We start from the raw sequence: 16674 nt of genomic DNA, 5'->3' as shown, positions 1-16674 counted from the left end.
CGCCGATCCGGCAGATTTCGGAGGGTGTGTCTGAATGGTCGAGACCGTTAAAAAGTTTTTTGAAACCCAGGGCGAGGACTTCTTTCACCGCCGGTTCGACGTCCTGTCCGCCTGCTACACCCTGCCGCTGCCGATCTATGTCGGGTCAGACATCTACGTCATCGAAACCTCGGACGTCCTGCACTCCTACCTCTCGCAACTGCGCGACAGGCTGGAATCGATGGGTGTCGTCCGGCTCGATGCCCACATGGCGTTTGTCGGAAGCGAAAACGACGGGCGCTTTCCGATCTGCGTCGACTGGCACTTGGACGGCCCGCCCGACCCGGCCACGCCGCTGCAGATCCTCTATTTCTGCCGCTGGGCGTCCGATGGGCTTCTCCAGACCGAGCTTGTCGAACTTCAAGCCGGCGACATCGCCTTTGCGCGCGACCTGCTCGAAGCGCATGGACTGCATTTCTGACCCAGACGCGACAACCGCAGCCCCGAACCAAGGAGCTTTGTCATGAGCGACTTCACCTATCACGTCGACGACGACGGCGTCGCGATCCTGACCTGGGACGTGCCGGGTAAATCCATGAACGTCCTGCGGGCCGAGGCCCTGGCCGAGGTCGAGGGGTTCCTCGACCAGGCACTGGCCGACGAGGCGGTGCGCGGGATCGTCATCACCTCGGGCAAGGAAGGCTTTGCCGGGGGGATGGATCTGAACGTGCTGGCGGGCATCCGCGACAGCGCCGGCAGCGATCCGGCGCGCGCGCTGTTCGACTTCACGATGGAAGGCCACCGCATCCTACGCAAGATCGAGCGGGCGGGCATGGACCCCAAGACGCTCAAGGGCGCAAAGCCCGTCGCCTGTGCCATCAATGGCACCGCCGCAGGCATCGGGACCGAAATCGCGCTGGCCTGTCACCGCCGCTTCATGACCGACGGCGCCAAGGCCAAGATCGGCTTGCCCGAGATCCAGGTCGGCCTGTTCCCCGGCGCCGGCGGCACCACGCGAGTCTCGCGGATGCTGGGCGCCATGGCGGCGGCCCCCGTCCTGCTGGAAGGCAAGATGTTCGACCCGAAGGCCGCCAGGATGACCGGCCTGGTCGACGAGGTCGTCGCCCATGACGAGCTGCTGGACCGCGCCAAGGCTTGGGTGCTTGAAGCCAAGGACAGCGACTGTGTGAAGCCCTGGGATCAGAAGGGCTGGAAGATGCCGGGCGGCGCGCCCTATCATCCCGCGGGCTTCCAGACCTTCGTCGGCGCCTCGGCGATGATCGCGGGACGCACGCAGAACGTCTATCCCGCCGCGCAGGCGCTGCTGTCTGCCGTCTACGAAGGCGCGATGGTGCCCTTCGACACTGCGCTGAAGATCGAGGCGAGGTATTTCACGCAGATCCTGCTCGACCCGACATCCTCGGCGATGATCCGGTCGCTGTTTCTGAACAAGCAGGCGCTTGAGAAAGGCGCGAACCGGCCCGAGGCGCCCGACCAGACGGTGCGCAAACTGGGCGTGCTGGGCGCGGGCATGATGGGCGCGGGCATCGCCTACGTCGCCGCCAATGCGGGTATCGAGGTCGTCTTGCTGGACCAGGACCAGGCGGCCGCCGACCGGGGCCGCGCCTACTCCGAGGGCATCCTCGACAAGGGCATCCAGCGCCGCAAGGTGACCGAGGAGAAGAAGGCGCAGGTGCTTGACCGCATCACCGCCACCACCGACACCGCCGCGCTGGCGGGCTGCGACCTGATCGTCGAGGCGGTGTTCGAGGACCCCGGCGTCAAGGCCGAGATCACGCAGAAGGTCGAGGCCGTGGTGGGCGAGGACTGCATCTTTGCCACCAACACCTCGACCCTGCCGATCACCGAGCTGGCGAAGGCCAGCGCCCGCCCCGAGCAGTTCATCGGCATCCACTTCTTCAGCCCCGTCGACAAGATGATGCTGGTCGAGATCATCAAGGGCGCAAAGTCGGGCGACCGCGCCGTTGCCAAGGCGCTGGATTTCGTGCGCCAGATCCGCAAGACGCCGATCGTCGTCAATGATGCGCGGTTCTTCTACGCGAACCGCTGCATCATTCCCTACCTGAACGAAGGCGCGCGGATGGTGACCGAAGGCGTGCCGCCCGCGCTGATCGAGAATGCCGCGCGCATGGTCGGCATGCCGCTGGGCCCGCTGCAGCTGATTGACGAGACGTCGATCGACCTTGCCGTAAAAATCGCCAAGGCGACCAAGTCCGGGATGGGCGACGCCTATCCCGCCGACATGGCGCCGGTGGATGACCTGATGTTCTGGCTGGCCGATGCGGGCCGGTTGGGGCGCAAGTCGGGCGCGGGCTTCTATGCCTACGACGACAAGGGCAAGCGCACGGGCCTGTGGGAAGGGCTGTCCGAACGCCACCCGGCCGCCGACAGCCACCCCGAGGTGACCGAGGTGCAGCATCGCCTTCTCTTCGCACAGGTGCTCGAAGCCGTGCGCGCGCTGGAGGAGGGTGTGTTGACCGACATCCGCGAAGGCGACGTGGGCGCAATCCTGGGATGGGGCTTTGCACCCTGGTCGGGCGGGCCCTTTGCCTGGCTCGACCGGATCGGTGCGGCACGCGCGGTCGAGATCTGCGACGATCTTGCCGCCCGGCACGGGCCCCGCTTTGCCGCGCCGGACCTTCTGCGCGACATCGCCGGGGCGGGCACCGGGTTCTACGCCCGCTTTGCCCCCGCCGCGGCCGAAGCGGCCTAGAAGCTGTAACCAAAGCGCTCTGCGTCCTCGGCGCAGAGCGCCCCCACCAGCGCCGCGGTCTCGGGCGTGTAATAAAGGCGATACCCCGCCTCGCGGTCCGAGGTATTGGCCCGCGGCAGCGGCCGCAGCGTGAAGCCCAAGTGCGCCTCGAACCGGGGCAGGTCCGTCTCAAGGTGTTCCAGGCGCAGGAAAAGCGTCTCGCGCTCCTGCCCGTCAGAGCCCGTTACATAGCTGCCATAGGGATGCGCGCGCAGCGCCGCCTGCGTGTCGGGATGGCGCAGGAACGCCGTGAACGGCATCGACTGCGCGCGCCCGACCGCGGGATGCGCAAAGCTTTGCGCCCGCAGCCAGTGGTAATAGCTGACCATCCGGTCCCACGGGTTTCGCACCAGCGTGACCACCCGGCAGGACGCCAGCGTCTCGGGCGGCAGCGCGCCTTCGATGTCGGCAAGGGTCGCATGCTTCCACACCCGACCGCGCGTGGCGAGGCCCGCCAGCCGTCCGCGCCGTCGTCGCGCCTTGGGCGTGTCGCCAATCAGGATGTCGTCGCGCATCGCCCGCCCCTCCAGCGCCAGCGTCAGCGCGGTGCCGCCGGTCTTTGGGATGTGCACGAAAACATAGCGGCGGCCGGGCGACAGGATCATGCGCGGATCATAGCGCCGCCGCGCCATCGCTGGCCAGAGCGTGCAGGTGCAAGGACCGCGTTGCCGCCGCCCCGTGAACGGTCTATCTCGTGCTCACGTTCAGGTACGGGCAAGGGGTCCCGCATGGCAGGTCTATGACCGCGCTCGCAGAATACGAAAAGCTCGAGGCCCGGGGATTGTGGCGGGTGGCGCATTACATGCAGCGCCGCGAAGTCGTCGTCTCATTCGGGTCGGCCAGCCTGATCCTGACCGACATGAACGACGTCGCTCTGGCCCACTGGTCGCTGCCCGCGATCGAGCGGCGCAATCCCGGCCAGCTGCCCGCGCTCTATACCCCCGGCGCCGATGCCTCGGACGAGCTGGAGATCGACGATCCCACGATGATCGATGCGATCGAGAAGGTGCGCAGTGCCCTGGCCCGGCGCCGGCCCCGGCGCGGCTGGCTGCGCCGCACGATCCTGACGGCCGGGCTGGTCGCGGTGATCCTGCTGGCCGTCTTCTGGCTGCCTGACGCCATCATCCGCCATACCGTCTCGGTCGTGCCGCAGGCGGCACGGGCCGAGATCGGGGCCGAGCTGCTGTCCGAAATCCAGCGGATCTCGGGGCCCGCCTGCACCAACCGGTCGGCCACCGCCGCGCTGCGCAGCTTTTCGCGGCGCATCTTCCCCGATGACAGCCGGCGCCGGCTGCTGGTTCTACCCGGCATGGTGTCGACCAGCGAACACCTGCCCGGCGGGCTAATCCTGATCGACCGGGCCCTGATCGAGGATTACGAGTCGCCCGAACCCGCCGCGGGCTTCGTCCTGGCCGAGATGGCACGCGCCGACGCCGCCGACCCGCTGGCCGCGATGCTGGAGCATGTGGGCCCGATGGCCGCCGTTCGGCTGCTGACGCGCGGACACCTGACCGAAGAGGTTCTGCGCGCCTATGCCGAGGATATCGTCGCCGCCCCGCCCCAGCCGGTGGCGCTGGACCTTCTGCTGCCGCGCTTCGCGCAGGCACGGATCAGCGTAAAGCCCTATGCCTACGCGCTGGATCTGTCGGGCGAGTCGGTACTGGAACTGATCGAGGCCGATCCCGTCGATCCCGATGACCGCAGCCCCGTGCTGTCGGACCGCGACTGGGTCCTGTTGCAGGGCATCTGCGGAGAATAGCCCGAAAGCAGGGTCTTGCCGGAGATCCCCCGGACCGGCCGGGCAACGTGGCGGCACGGCACGGGGGGCGGCGCAGGCCCGTGGAAATGGTGGACCGGGCCGCGACGGAAAATCGCGATTCTCGATGTATCACGATTTACGTGGTGATCATGCCCGGTCCTTGCACACGCACCTCCGTCGCAGATCCACGCTCCGACGGACCCTTCGTGACCGGCGAGACAGGTCGCGCGATGGCCTCTGCCGACCGACAGGGCGGGCCCGGGCCCGACTACAGGGCCCTGCGGCTCGCACGACAGACTGCCGGCGATGTCATCCGCCCCCGGGCGGACTTTCCCGCCCCGGGGCCGGAAGACGGCTTTGGCTCAGCGCACGAAGGCGTCGCGAAAGCCTGAGCGACGGGCCGCGGTCAGGGCCTGTTGCAGCGCCGCCGCCTCCGTGAAGGGGCCGGCCATGACCACCCGCAGGCCACCCGACCGGGCCATCCGCACTGGATAGCCGGCGCCCGAGAGGCGCTGCGCGGTGGCCTCGGCATTCGCGGCATTGGCAAAGCTGCCGACCTGCACATAGCGCCCTGCACCGCCCGCGGCGGACTGCGCGGTGTGGCGGGGGGCGGGCCCGGCCGGGGTGCGCGGTGTCACCGACGATTTCGAGGACGGCACCACTGCCGCCCCGCCCTGCAGCGACGTGCCGGACCGGGTGCGAAGGCGGCTTTTCTCGACGATCATGCGGTCGCCCGACTGGGTGCGGACGACCACGTGCAGTCCGCCTTCGAGATCGCGCTGCTGCTTGTGATAATCGGTGTAGGGGAAAACGAGGTAGTTGTAGTCGCGCGTGACATCCCGGCCCGTCCGCTTGTCGACCAGCCGCCGCGGCACGGTCTGCGTCCAGACCAGCGCGGTCTGCACGGCGCCCGAGAATGTCTGCTTGCCGCGATGCGGGTTCAGACGCCCGTCCTCCCACGCGGGTTCGTACCCCTTGGGCGTCGTCACCGGGCGCGGCTGCGGGGCCTGCACCACGTCGGGAAGCATCGCCGCCGTCGCCGCCGCCTTGGGCGAGACGGTGACGTTCCGGACCTTGTGAACCGGCGCGGGGTAGGTCTTGCGTATCGACCGCGGGACCGGCGCCGCTGCGTGGGCGGTGCGTTGCCTGACGGTCGCGGCACGGGTCCGCGTCGCCCGGGTGCCCCGGTCGGCTATCTGCGGGCTTTTCGCATCGCGAAGCGTGTCGGCCCGGCGGAAGGGCGAGGACGCGGGGTCGGCCGCGGGTTCCGCAGCAACCACCGGCGCGCCATCGTCCCGGGCGGTGTCGGCTGCCGCGTCCGCCACGTCGGTCGCGTCTTCGGCGCCGTCTCGGGGCGCATCGGTGGTGCTGGCCTGCGCGGTGTCGCGGGTCGCGGCACGCGCCCCCTGCGGCGGCGGTGCCACGCTGGGCGCGGTATCCGTGGCCACCTGCGGCAGCGGGGCGGGCGCCGCGGGGGCGCCGGTGCCCGAGGTAACCTCGGTCGGGTCGCGCCCGCAAAGCGGCTCGCGATCCGCGGTCAGTCGCGGCACCCAGGTGACCGCGCCGTCATAGCCCGCGCGGACAAAGACGCATCCCGCGCTGTCCACGTATTCCCGCCCCTCGAAACGGTCGGGCGGCGTTTCGGCCGGCCCGTCCTGGGCCAGCACCGGAGCGCCGAGGCCGATCGTGGCAGCGATCAGCGCCAGCGCAAAGCGTCCATGTCGTGTCATCACGTGCCCCCCAGCACAGTCCATAGTCGTCAGAGTGGCCGATCCCGGCCGCTGCGTAAAGCTTCGCAATGCGTCACTTTGTTCCGAACATGCGGTCGCCCGCGTCGCCCAGTCCCGGCACGATGTACCCCTTGTCGTCGAGGCGTTCGTCCAGCGCGGCAGTGACGATGTGCACGTCGGGATGCGCCTGTCGCATCCGCTCGACCCCCTCGGGCGCGGCCAGAAGACAGAGGAACCGGATATCCGTCGCACCCTGCTCCTTCAGAAGGTCGATCGCCGCAACCGAGGAATTGCCGGTGGCGAGCATCGGGTCGACCGCGATCACCAGCCGCTCGCCCAGCTCGGTCGGCAGCTTGCAGTAATACTGGACCGGCTTCAGCGTCTCCTCGTCGCGGTAGAGCCCGACAAAGCCCACCCGGGCCGAGGGGATAAGCTCGAGCATCCCGTCGAGCATGCCGTTGCCCGCCCGCAGGATCGACACCAGCGCCAGCTTGCGCCCGTCCAGCGCCGGGGCGTCCATCGGCTGCACCGGGGTTTCGATGCGCCGCGTGGTCATCGCAAGCTGGCCGGTGATCTCGTAGGCCAGAAGCTGGCTGATCTCGCGCAGGAGCTGGCGAAAGACGGCGGTGGGCGTGTCGCGGTCGCGCATCAGCGTCAGCTTGTGCTGCACCAGCGGGTGGCGGACGACGGTCAGGTGTTCGGCAAGGCTCATGCGCGCTCCAGTCTCTTTGCGATCCGGGCTTTCGTGTCGGCGTCGCAGAAGACGGCGTCAAGCGCCGTGCGGGTGATGCGGTCGAATTCCCCCTCGTCCCAGTCGAAAGCGTCATGCAACCGCTCGAATTCATGCGCCATCGTCGTGTGGAAGAAAGGCGGATCGTCGGTCGAGACCGTGACCTTGCAGCCCGCCCGCGCCAGCCGGTCGATGGGATGCGACCGCCAGCCGGGATAGAGCCCCAGCGCCACGTTCGAGCCCGGGCAGACCTCGAGCACGATGCCGTCCTCGGCCAGCCTGTCGACCAGCGCGGGATCCTCGATCGCGCGGACGCCATGGCCCAGCCGTTCGGGACGCAGCGCCGCCAGCGTGTCGCGGATCGCATCGGGTCCGCCCCATTCGCCGGCATGCGCGGTCAGCCGCAGCCCGGCCTCGCGCGCGCAGTCGAAGGACCAGGCGAAATCCTTGGGCGCCCCCGCCTGTTCGTCACCGGCGATGCCGAAGCCCACCACCCAGTCGCCCGCCGTCTCGGCGGCGCAGAGCGCGGTTTCGCGCGCCTTCTCGGGGCCGAAATGGCGGATGCAGGTGACGATGCCGCGCAGGGTGATGCCGTCGGACCGCTCTGCCGCCTCGGCGGCCTCGCGGATCGCGGCGAGGTAGTCGCGCCACGCCCCCACGTCGCGCCCGCCGCAGAAATCGGGCGAGACGAAGGTTTCGGCGTAGACCACGCCCGAGGCGGCGCAGTCGGCCAGCACCGCGCGGGTCAGGCGGGCGTAATCCTCGGGGGACTGCAGCACGCCGGTCGCGGCCTCGTAGACCTTCAGGAACTCCCAGAAATCGCGGTAGACGTAGTGGCCGCGCGTGTCGAAGATCCCCGTCAGGTCGACATGCTTCTCGGCGGCGAGCCCGCGGATGAAGGACGGCGGCGCGGCACCTTCCAGATGCAGGTGCAGCTCGACCTTGGGCAGCGACGCGACGCTCACAGGAAACTCCTCCCCGGGCCCTGCCCCGGCACGCCCAGATGCGCGGCAATGCTGGCGCCCACGTCGGCATAGCCCACCTGGCCGATCTCGCCCGCGCCCGTGCCATGGATCAGCACCGGCACCCGTTCGCGGGTGTGGTCGCTGCCGCGCCATGTCGGGTCATTGCCATGGTCGGCGGTAATGCAAAGCAGATCATCCGCCCGCATCGCCCCCGTCAGCCGCGGCAGGGCGGCATCGAACCATTCGAGGTGCCGGGCATAGCCTGCGACGTCGCGGCGATGGCCGTAGATGCTGTCGAATTCGACGAAGTTGGCGAAGGTCAGGCTGCCCTCCCCGGCCGTGGCGACGGCGTCGGAAAGATGCTCGAAAAGCTCGGCATCGGGACCCTTCACCGTCGTCGCGATCCCCTGCATCGAGAAGATGTCGCCGATCTTGCCGATGCCATGGACGGTGCGGCCCGCCCCGGTGACCCAGTCGCACAGCGTCGGCTGCGGCGGCGCGATGGCCAGATCGGTGCGGTTCCGGGTGCGGGTGAACTCGCCCGGGCCGCCAACGAAGGGCCGCGCGATCACCCGGCCCACCTTCATCGCGTGCAACTGTGGGGCCAGATCCCGGCAAAGCTGCAGCAGGCGGTCGAGGCCGAAGACCTCTTCATGCGCGGCGATCTGGAAGACGCTGTCGACCGAGGTATAGCAGATCGGCCAGCCGGTGCGCAGATGCTCGTCGCCCAGCGCGTCGATGATCGCGGTGCCCGAGGCGTGGCAATTGCCGAGGATCCCGTCAGTGCCCGCAAGTCGCGCGACCTCTTGCGACAGATCCTCGGGGAAGGCCGGGGTTTCGTTCGGGAAATAGTGCCAGTCCCAGGGCACCGGCAGGCCGGCCAGTTCCCAGTGGCCCGAGGGCGTGTCCTTGCCCTGCGACACCTCGGTCGCCGCGCCCCAGCGGCCCCGCGGCAGGGCCTCGAGCCCCGGCGTCGCGTCGCCCGAGGCCAGCCGGATCGCAGCACCCAGCCCCAGCGCGTCGAGGTTGGGCAGGTGCAGCGGGCCGCTGCGCCCGGTCTCGGCACGACCCGCGGCGCAGGCCTGGGCAATATGGCCCAGCGTGTTGGCGCCCGCGTCACCGAAGGCCGCGGCATCCGGCGCGCCGCCGCATCCGACACTGTCGAGAACCACCAGAAAGGCACGGGGCATCAGGACACCTCTTCATGAATAAGGGGGGGCACGTCGGGCGGCGCATCCTCGATACGCAGCGCGGCGCGGAACGCGGCCTCGGCCTGCGCCGCCGCGTCGTCGGTGGCCGCGTGGATGCGGGCGATCCGCTGGCCCGGGTCAAGCTTTGCCCCCAGTCGCAGGATGTCGGAAAAGCCCACGGCGGGATCGACGCGGTCGCTTTCGCGCCGCCGCCCGGCGCCGAGGTCGATGGCGGCAAGGCCCAGCGCCCGCCCGTCCATCGCCGCCAGGTGGCCCGAAGCCTCGGCCAGGATGTCGCAGGTGACCGGCGCGCGCGGCAGGTGGCGATCGGGGGCGTCCAGCAGGTCCGCGGGCCCGCCCTGCGCCGCGACCATCGCGGCAAAGCGGTCCGCCGCGGCGCCCGAGGACAGGGTTTCGGCGATGCGCGCCGCGGCCTCGTCGGCCGTGCCCTGCCCCGCCCCGGTCCCGCCCTTCCCGGACGCGCCCGCCAGCGCCAGAAGCCGCCCGCCCAACGCGGCGGCAAGCTCGGCCAGCGGCCCCGGCGTCCCGCGCAGGGTGTCGATGGCGCAGGCGACCTCGACCGCGTTGCCGATGGCGGGGGCCAGCGGCTGGCTCATATCGGTGATCAGCGCGGTGGTAGGGCAGCCCGCCCCCCGCGCGGTGTCGCCCAACGCGCGGGCCAGGGCGCGCGCCTCCTCCGCGGTCTGCATGAACGCGCCCGAGCCGATCTTGACGTCGAGGATCAGCGCGTCCGTCCCCGCCGCCAGCTTTTTCGACAGGATCGAGGCGGTGATCAGGTCGAGGCTTTCGACCGTCGCGGTTACGTCGCGCACCGCGTAAAGCCTGCGATCGGCCGGCGCGATGTCGCGCGTCGCGGCAACGATGGCGAGCCCCGTCTCGCCGACGATCCGGCGCAGTGCGGCTTCGTCCTGCTCGACGCTCAGGCCCGGGATCGCCTCGAGCTTGTCGAGCGTGCCGCCGGTATGACCCAAGCCCCGACCCGAGATCATCGGCACATAGGCCCCGAGCGCGGCCAACGCCGGTGCCAGCACGAGGCTCAGGCAATCGCCCACGCCGCCAGTCGAATGCTTGTCCAGAACCGGGCCCGGCAGATCCCAGTCAAGCACGCGCCCCGTGTCGCGCATCGCCCGCGTCAGCGCCACGCGCCCCTCGGACCCCAGCCCCTTGAGAAAGGCCGCCATCGCGAAAGCCCCCGCCTGCGCGTCCGAGACATCCCCGCTGGCCAGTCCTCGCGCGAACCACGCCAGCTCATCGGGGCCGGCGCGCCCTTCGCGCAGGGCGGCTATGACGCGGCGGGCATCCATCGCGGCCCTCAGGCCCCGTCCATGTGGTCGGCGGTGAAGGCCCCGGGCAGAAGCTCGGGCACCGTCATCACCAGCTCCTTGCCCGAGGTCGTGGCCAGCGTCACCCGGGCCCCCGGCGCGGCGAATTCGGCCAGCTTCTGGCGGCAGCCGCCGCAGGGCGGAACCGGGTCGGGGCTGTCGGCGATCACGGCGCATTCGGTGAACCGGGTCTCGCCCGCCGCGACCATCGCCGCGATCGCGCCAGCCTCGGCGCAGGTGCCTTCGGGATAGGCCACGTTTTCCACGTTGACGCCCCTGTAGACATTGCCCGCCTCGGTCCGCAGCGCGGCCCCCACCTTGAACCGGGAATAGGGGGCATAGGCGTTTTCGCGCACCTCGCGCGCGGCGTCGATCAGCGACATGGGGGCGGCTCTCCGAATGATGTGGCGAACATGGTGGGCAATGCCGGCGCCAAGGGCAAGGCCCCAGATCCCCCGCGCGCGCCCGGACCCTGCGGAACTCCGCCCCCCGGCCGCTCGTTTCCCAAAGGATCAGGAGGATAAGCCATGAGCGACAAGAACGACCCGCTGGCCGTCGCCGCCAGCCCCGCCGGCGCCTTCGCCACCGCCGACACGGGCAAGGACGACGCGCCCATGACCTCGGAACAGGCCGATGAGCTGGCCGCGCTGAGCAAGGAACACGGCGAGGCCTTTGACCAAAGTCTCACCCAGGACGCCGCCGCCGCGCGGATCGAGGAGCTGAAGGCCAAAGGCTGAGGGTGATGTCCGCCCGCGCGAAAGGACCGCGGCACCGGCCATTCGCGGGCGACGGGAACCTTTTTCCGGACGGAACATTATACGAACAAACAACGGAGACAGCCTGATGAGCACGCAAGACACGCCTGACACCGCGACCGAACATCCCAAGACCGACACGCCCGGGAACGCCGACAAGCCCGTCGAAGACTGGACTACGGGGGGCGAGCCGATGACCGGGGCACAGGCCTCCTACCTCGAAACCTTGTCGCAGGAGGCGGGGGTCGAGTTCGACCCCGACCTTTCGAAGGCCGACGCCTCGCGCCGGATTGACGAGTTGCAGGAAAAGACCGGCCGCGGCAACTGACCCCCGCCCGCCCGCCGCAGCAAGACGCCCGGCGGGGCCCGCAAGGCTCCGCCGGCAAAAGGCCCTTGGCCAAACCTCACCCGGCAGCAGCGTCGCCCACTTCGTGCTGCACTGCGGCAGGAGCCGTGCTTTCCCCTGCCCCCGCGATCCGCTATCGGACGCTTAAGAGCATCCGATAGGCAGGTTCACATGAGCACCGAACGTAACGAGGCGCTGCGCCAGGCGGCGCTGGATTACCACGCACATCCGAAGCCCGGGAAACTTGAGGTGCGCGCCACCAAGCCGCTGGCCAATGGCCGCGACCTCTCGCGCGCCTATTCGCCGGGCGTCGCCGAGGCCTGCCTTGAGATCAAGGCCGACCCGCAGACCGCCCGCGATTATACCTCGCGCGGGAACCTTGTAGCGGTTGTGTCGAACGGGACCGCGGTGCTGGGCCTGGGCAATATCGGCGCGCTGGCCTCCAAACCGGTGATGGAGGGCAAGGCGGTGCTCTTCAAGAAATTCGCCAATATCGACTGCTTCGACATCGAGCTGGGCGAAACCGACCCCGAGAAACTGGCCGAGATCGTCTGCGCGCTGGAGCCCACCTTCGGGGCCATCAACCTCGAGGACATCAAGGCGCCGGACTGCTTCATCGTCGAGAAGATCTGCCGCGAGCGGATGAACATCCCCGTCTTCCACGACGACCAGCACGGTACCGCCATCGTGGTGGGCGCCGCGGCGACCAACGCGCTGCACGTGGCCGGCAAGAGCTTCGACCAGATCAAGGTCGTGTCGACAGGCGGCGGCGCTGCCGGGATCGCCTGCCTCGACATGCTGGTGAAGCTCGGCGTGAAGCGCGAGAATATCTGGCTGTGCGACCTGCACGGGCTGGTGCACGAGGGCCGCGAAGCCGAGATGACGCCGCAGAAGGCCGCCTATGCCCAGCCCGGCGGCCCGCGGGCTCTGGCCGACGTGGTCGAGGGGGCTGACCTGTTCCTGGGGCTTTCCGGACCGAACGTGCTGACCTCGGACATGGTCGCGAAAATGGCGCTCGACCCGATCCTCTTCGCGCTGGCCAACCCCAACCCCGAAATCGTGCCCGAGGTGGCCCAGGCCGCGGCCCCCGGGGCGATCATCGCCACGGGGCGGTCGGACTATCCCAACCAGGTCAACAACGTCCTGTGCTTCCCCTTCATCTTCCGCGGCGCTCTGGACGTCGGCGCGACGACGATCAACGACGAGATGAAGATCGCCTGTATCGAGGGCATCGCCGCCCTCGCCCGCGCCACCACCAGCGCCGAGGCCGCGGCAGCCTACCAGGGCGAGCCCATGGTCTTCGGCCGAGACTACCTGATCCCCAAGCCCTTCGACCCGCGCCTGATGGGCGTGGTGGCCAGCGCCGTGGCAAAGGCCGCGATGGAAACCGGCGTCGCGACCCGCCCGATCGAGGATCTCGAGGCCTACAAGCGGTCGCTCGACGCGCAGGTGTTCAAGTCGACGCTGCTCATGCGCCCGGTCTTCGACGCTGCCGCGACCGCAACACGGCGCATCGTCTTCGCCGAGGGCGAGGATGAGCGGGTGCTGCGCGCCGCACAGGCAATGCTGGAAGAGACGACGGAATCGCCGATCCTGATCGGCCGGCCCGAGGTTATCGCCTCGCGCGCCGAACGCGCCGGTCTGCCGATCCGCCCGGGCGTCGACTTCGAGATCGTGAACCCCGAGAACGACCCCCGTTACCGTGACTACTGGACCACCTATCACGGCATCATGGCCCGCAGCGGCGTGACCCCGGACCTGGCCCGCGCCATCATGCGCACCAATACCACGGCCATCGCCGCGGTGATGGTGCACAGAGGCGAGGCCGACAGCATGATCTGCGGCACCTTCGGGCAGTACCTGTGGCACCTCAACTACATCCGGCAGGTGCTGGGGACCGAGACGCTGCGCCCCGTCGCCGCGCTGTCGCTGATGATCCTCGAGGACGGGCCGCTGTTTGTCGCCGACACGCATGTCCACCAGGAGCCGACGCCCGAACAGCTTGCCGAAACCGTGATCGGAGCCGCCCGCCATGTCCGGCGCTTCGGGCTGCAGCCCAAGATCGCGCTCTGCTCGCATTCGCAGTTCGGCAACCTCGATTGCGAAAGCGGCCGGCGGATGCGGGCCGCGCTGGCCCTGCTCGACGCCGCGCCGCGCGATTTCCTCTACGAGGGTGAGATGCATACCGACGCGGCGCTGAACCAAGACCTGCGCGACCGCATTTTCCCGAACTCGCGCTTCGAGGGCGCCGCGAACGTGCTGGTCTTCGCCAATTCCGACGCGGCCTCGGGCGTGCGGAACATCCTGAAGATGAAGGCCGGCGGGCTCGAGGTCGGTCCAATCCTCATGGGCATGGGCAACCGCGCCCACATCGTGACCTCGTCGATCACCGCGCGCGGACTTCTCAACATGTCCGCGCTGGCGGGCACGCCGGTGGCACATTACGGCTGAGGGCGGCGCGGACACGATCCGCGCGCCGCGGGGGTTTCACACCCCCGCACCCCCGTGGAGTATTTATAAAAAGAAGAAACGGTCAGCTTCTTCTCTTCCAAAATACTCCCGCCGGAGGCGTCAACAGCCGGCGGCACGCGCCCGGGTCGGATCAGGGTGTGCGGCACATGCCAAGAGCCTTCTCGAGTGCGACGGCGGAGCCGTCGAGCGACAGGGGCTGGGCAAAGGCGAAGTACCCCAGATCGATGTTGAGCGTCGCCGCGCCGCCCCGCCGCATCGCCTCTGCCAGCGCCGCATCCGCATCACCGCGCCAGTCCGACCGCAGGACGGTCTCCTCACCCTCCGCCAGGGGGGTCATCGGCAGCAAACCCGCGCGAGCGCCGTCGATGCCGATCTCGATGGCATAGCTTTCGGCAGGAAGGGTCAGACCCCAGGTACGGATCTCGAACCCCGGGGGGCCGCCCGGGCTGCAAGCAAGCGCAAAGCAGAAGGTTTCCCGCGACGTAGGGCCATCGACCGGGCAGACCTCCGCCCCCGCGCGGCCCTGCGTGTCGATGACCCGCCAGGCCTCGGCCGCGGCCGGGAGGCTGCCGGACAGAAATGCCCCAGCAGCGCTGAGGCAGACCGGTCCGATGGCGGCGCGACCGGCACCGCGGCCGGCACCGCGGCCGATACCCCGGAAGAGCCGAAGGAAGAAGCGGTTCATGGGACGCGTCCTTGATCAAGGTAGGCTGAGGGTATCGCGCGGCTTGGCTCCGACAACCCCGGGCGTTACCGTCCTAGGGAGGGCGCTGAGGGGCATGGGGGCCGTGTCCTACCTGATTTCGCCCTGCTGGCGCTTTCCGATGGCACGTCGTCGGAGGTGCGCCCTGCCCCCGTGGACAGAGACGGACGACCTGTCGGCTTCTCGGTCATGATCGGGACGGTATCGCTGAGGCCGCGGGCGCTGGCGCACGGAACAGAAACGGCATCCGACGCGCGAAGATACGCCGCGCCGGCCGACCTGATGCACCTCGCTGCCGTGACTTGGCGCGTCACGACAGAGACCGCCGCCACTTATCATGGTGCCCCGATGCGGCGCGATTTTTATGAACGAGATGCCCTAAAAAGGCGAGCTGCTTTTCGCGACATTTCTGCCTTACGAACGGACCAGACGGGCGTTCCGGAGCCGTAGCTTGGAACGCCCTATAGGGGCATATCGCGGCGGAGGGCACCGCGGCCTGCGCCCGGGCCGGGGCTGATGCGCTGCTGGGATGGAGCGCCCGGACGGCGACCCGGCTGCGGTGGATCAATCGTTGTGGGCGTATGATGACGGCGCGGCCCGGAGCCTCTTGGCCGGCATCGCGGGATCTGCATGAGATGCGAAGTTCTCGAAAGGCGCCCGGGTGCGGGGATGCGGCCCCGGGCGCCCCGGATGGGGTTACTTGCCCTTCGATCCCGGTTTCGAGGGGGCTTTCTTCGGCTCTTTCTTGTCGGCCATGACACTTGTCCTTGGTGCGGAGCCGGGCGCCATGCCCGGCCCTCGCCCCCATCCTGCATCACGTCCCACGGGCCCCCGCCTCTGTTTTCGACACCGCGGTCAGGAATCGACATCTCTCACGCCAGAGTGATCGACGCGGGATCGCAACGGATAATGCGCGGATGCCCCGCGCAGGAGGGGCTGTCTGGCGAACCGGCGGGGCGGTCTGCCTGACGGGACGGGCGGGGCCAGAGCCGCAGGTCAGACCCGGCGCGCCCTGCCACCGCCGGTCAGGTGAACTGTTCGCGGATCAGCCGCTCTTCCAGCCCATGGCCGGGGTCGAAAAGCAGGCGATGCACGACCTCGGGCTCGCTGCGGATCTCGACCCAGAGCACGTCGCGGACCGAGCGGCTGTCGGCGTCAGCCATCACGGGCCGCTTTTCATGCTCCAGCACGTCGAAGCGGACCGCGGCCTGCTGCGGCAACAGCGCCCCGCGCCAGCGCCGGGGACGGAACGCGGCCATCGCGGTCAGAGCCAGAACGTCGGCGCCGATGGGAAGGATCGGCCCGTGCGCCGAGTAGTTGTAGGCCGTCGACCCCGCCGGTGTCGCCACCAGCGCGCCGTCGCAGACCAGCTCCTCCATCCGGACCGTCCCGTCGACCGAGATGCGAAGCTTGGCCGCCTGCGGACCCGCGCGCAGCAGCGAGACCTCGTTGATCGCGAGCGCCTTGTGCAGGCGCCCGTCGGCGCCCGCGGCCTCCATCGATAGGGGATGGACGATTTCGAGGTTCGCCGCCTCGAGCCGCGCTTCGAGATGGGCGTCGTCGAATTCGTTCATCAGAAACCCGATGGTGCCGCAGTTCATCCCGTATACCGGGGTGTCGAGGTGCATCGTCCCGTGCAGGGTCTGCAACATGAAGCCGTCGCCACCCAGCGCGACGATCACGTCGGCCTCTTCGGGCGGCACCGCGTGATAGCGGTCGGCCAGCTGCGCGGCGGCATCCTGGGCGACCCGCGCCCGGCTGGCCATGAAGGCGATCCTCGGCGCCATAGCTCCTCCCTCTGGTGCGGCTCCAAGCGCCGTGCTCAACATGCAAGTTCAGCGCCGAAAGACAAGGCGTGTCGGTGATCCGGTGGCCCGCGTCCGGGGTCGGCACCGGCGGCGCGACGATTCCGCGGTGGCCTGGCCGGAT

Annotated in this window: 15 protein-coding genes; 6 read left to right on the top strand and 9 right to left on the bottom strand. The window is 69.3% G+C overall.

Annotated elements, in window-relative coordinates:
• Positions 1-34: 34 nt before the first annotated feature.
• Complete coding sequence (locus tag EKE94_RS05785) at positions 35-460, top strand: hypothetical protein (RefSeq protein ID WP_127905664.1); 426 nt, start codon at positions 35-37, stop codon at positions 458-460.
• A gap of 42 nt (positions 461-502) precedes the next feature.
• On the top strand, positions 503-2713 hold the full coding sequence (locus EKE94_RS05780; protein WP_127905663.1) for a 3-hydroxyacyl-CoA dehydrogenase NAD-binding domain-containing protein: 2211 nt from the start codon (positions 503-505) through the stop codon (positions 2711-2713).
• Here the strand turns inward: EKE94_RS05780 and EKE94_RS05775 are convergent.
• Positions 2710-3357 carry a sulfotransferase domain-containing protein gene (locus EKE94_RS05775; RefSeq protein WP_127905662.1) on the bottom strand — a complete coding sequence of 216 codons (648 nt, stop codon included), beginning with the start codon at positions 3355-3357 and terminating at the stop codon, positions 2710-2712. The two genes, EKE94_RS05780 and EKE94_RS05775, sit on opposite strands and share 4 nt — an antisense overlap.
• Positions 3358-3491: 134 nt before the next feature.
• Between EKE94_RS05775 and EKE94_RS05770 the strand changes: the two genes are divergently transcribed.
• Positions 3492-4511, top strand: coding sequence for a hypothetical protein (locus EKE94_RS05770; protein ID WP_127905661.1), 1020 nt, complete (start codon positions 3492-3494; stop codon positions 4509-4511).
• A 362-nt stretch (positions 4512-4873) separates the two neighbouring features.
• Here the strand turns inward: EKE94_RS05770 and EKE94_RS05765 are convergent, their stop codons facing one another.
• The 6 genes from EKE94_RS05765 to EKE94_RS05740 form a co-directional block, all read right to left on the bottom strand.
• Complete coding sequence (locus EKE94_RS05765) at positions 4874-6241, bottom strand: SPOR domain-containing protein (RefSeq protein WP_127905660.1); 1368 nt, start codon at positions 6239-6241, stop codon at positions 4874-4876.
• Between the two features lie 73 nt (positions 6242-6314).
• Entirely contained in the window at positions 6315-6953 is a 639-nt protein-coding gene (upp, locus tag EKE94_RS05760; RefSeq protein WP_127905659.1) for a uracil phosphoribosyltransferase, read from the bottom strand.
• The gene (locus EKE94_RS05755; RefSeq protein WP_127905658.1) at positions 6950-7936 is read right to left on the bottom strand and encodes an adenosine deaminase; all 987 of its coding nucleotides are present in this window, start codon (positions 7934-7936) and stop codon (positions 6950-6952) included. Before EKE94_RS05755 ends, upp begins: the two co-directional genes overlap by 4 nt.
• Positions 7933-9126 (bottom strand): phosphopentomutase, encoded by a 1194-nt coding sequence (locus tag EKE94_RS05750; protein WP_127905657.1) that lies wholly within the window; start codon positions 9124-9126, stop codon positions 7933-7935. Before EKE94_RS05750 ends, EKE94_RS05755 begins: the two co-directional genes overlap by 4 nt.
• Entirely contained in the window at positions 9126-10451 is a 1326-nt protein-coding gene (locus tag EKE94_RS05745) for a thymidine phosphorylase (protein ID WP_127905656.1), read from the bottom strand. Before EKE94_RS05745 ends, EKE94_RS05750 begins: the two co-directional genes overlap by 1 nt.
• Before the next feature lie 8 nt (positions 10452-10459).
• Positions 10460-10852, bottom strand: a complete 393-nt coding sequence (locus tag EKE94_RS05740) for a cytidine deaminase (RefSeq protein ID WP_127905655.1) — start codon at positions 10850-10852, stop codon at positions 10460-10462.
• A 144-nt stretch (positions 10853-10996) separates the two neighbouring features.
• Here EKE94_RS05740 and EKE94_RS05735 point away from each other — a divergent pair, with 144 nt between their 5' ends.
• From EKE94_RS05735 to EKE94_RS05725, 3 genes are all read left to right on the top strand, one after another.
• On the top strand, positions 10997-11206 hold the full coding sequence (locus EKE94_RS05735) for a DUF3072 domain-containing protein (protein ID WP_127905654.1): 210 nt from the start codon (positions 10997-10999) through the stop codon (positions 11204-11206).
• A 106-nt stretch (positions 11207-11312) separates the two neighbouring features.
• A complete protein-coding gene (locus EKE94_RS05730; RefSeq protein ID WP_127905653.1) occupies positions 11313-11552 on the top strand; it encodes a DUF3072 domain-containing protein in 240 nt (79 codons plus the stop codon).
• Positions 11553-11741: 189 nt separating this feature from the next.
• A complete protein-coding gene (locus EKE94_RS05725) occupies positions 11742-14021 on the top strand; it encodes an NADP-dependent malic enzyme (RefSeq protein ID WP_127905652.1) in 2280 nt (759 codons plus the stop codon).
• A gap of 151 nt (positions 14022-14172) precedes the next feature.
• Here the strand turns inward: EKE94_RS05725 and EKE94_RS05720 are convergent, their stop codons facing one another.
• Positions 14173-14727, bottom strand: coding sequence for a hypothetical protein (locus EKE94_RS05720; protein WP_127905651.1), 555 nt, complete (start codon positions 14725-14727; stop codon positions 14173-14175).
• Positions 14728-15770: 1043 nt separating this feature from the next.
• Positions 15771-16532: an NAD kinase gene (locus EKE94_RS05715; RefSeq protein ID WP_127905650.1), complete on the bottom strand. Its 762-nt coding sequence runs from the start codon at positions 16530-16532 to the stop codon at positions 15771-15773.
• Positions 16533-16674 lie beyond the last annotated feature (142 nt).

The organism is Mesobaculum littorinae, from assembly GCF_004011175.1.
In the GTDB taxonomy this organism is placed as follows: domain Bacteria; phylum Pseudomonadota; class Alphaproteobacteria; order Rhodobacterales; family Rhodobacteraceae; genus Tranquillimonas; species Tranquillimonas littorinae.
The sequence above is the reverse complement of the archived record's forward strand: the minus strand, read 5'-3'. Positions and strand labels throughout refer to the sequence as shown.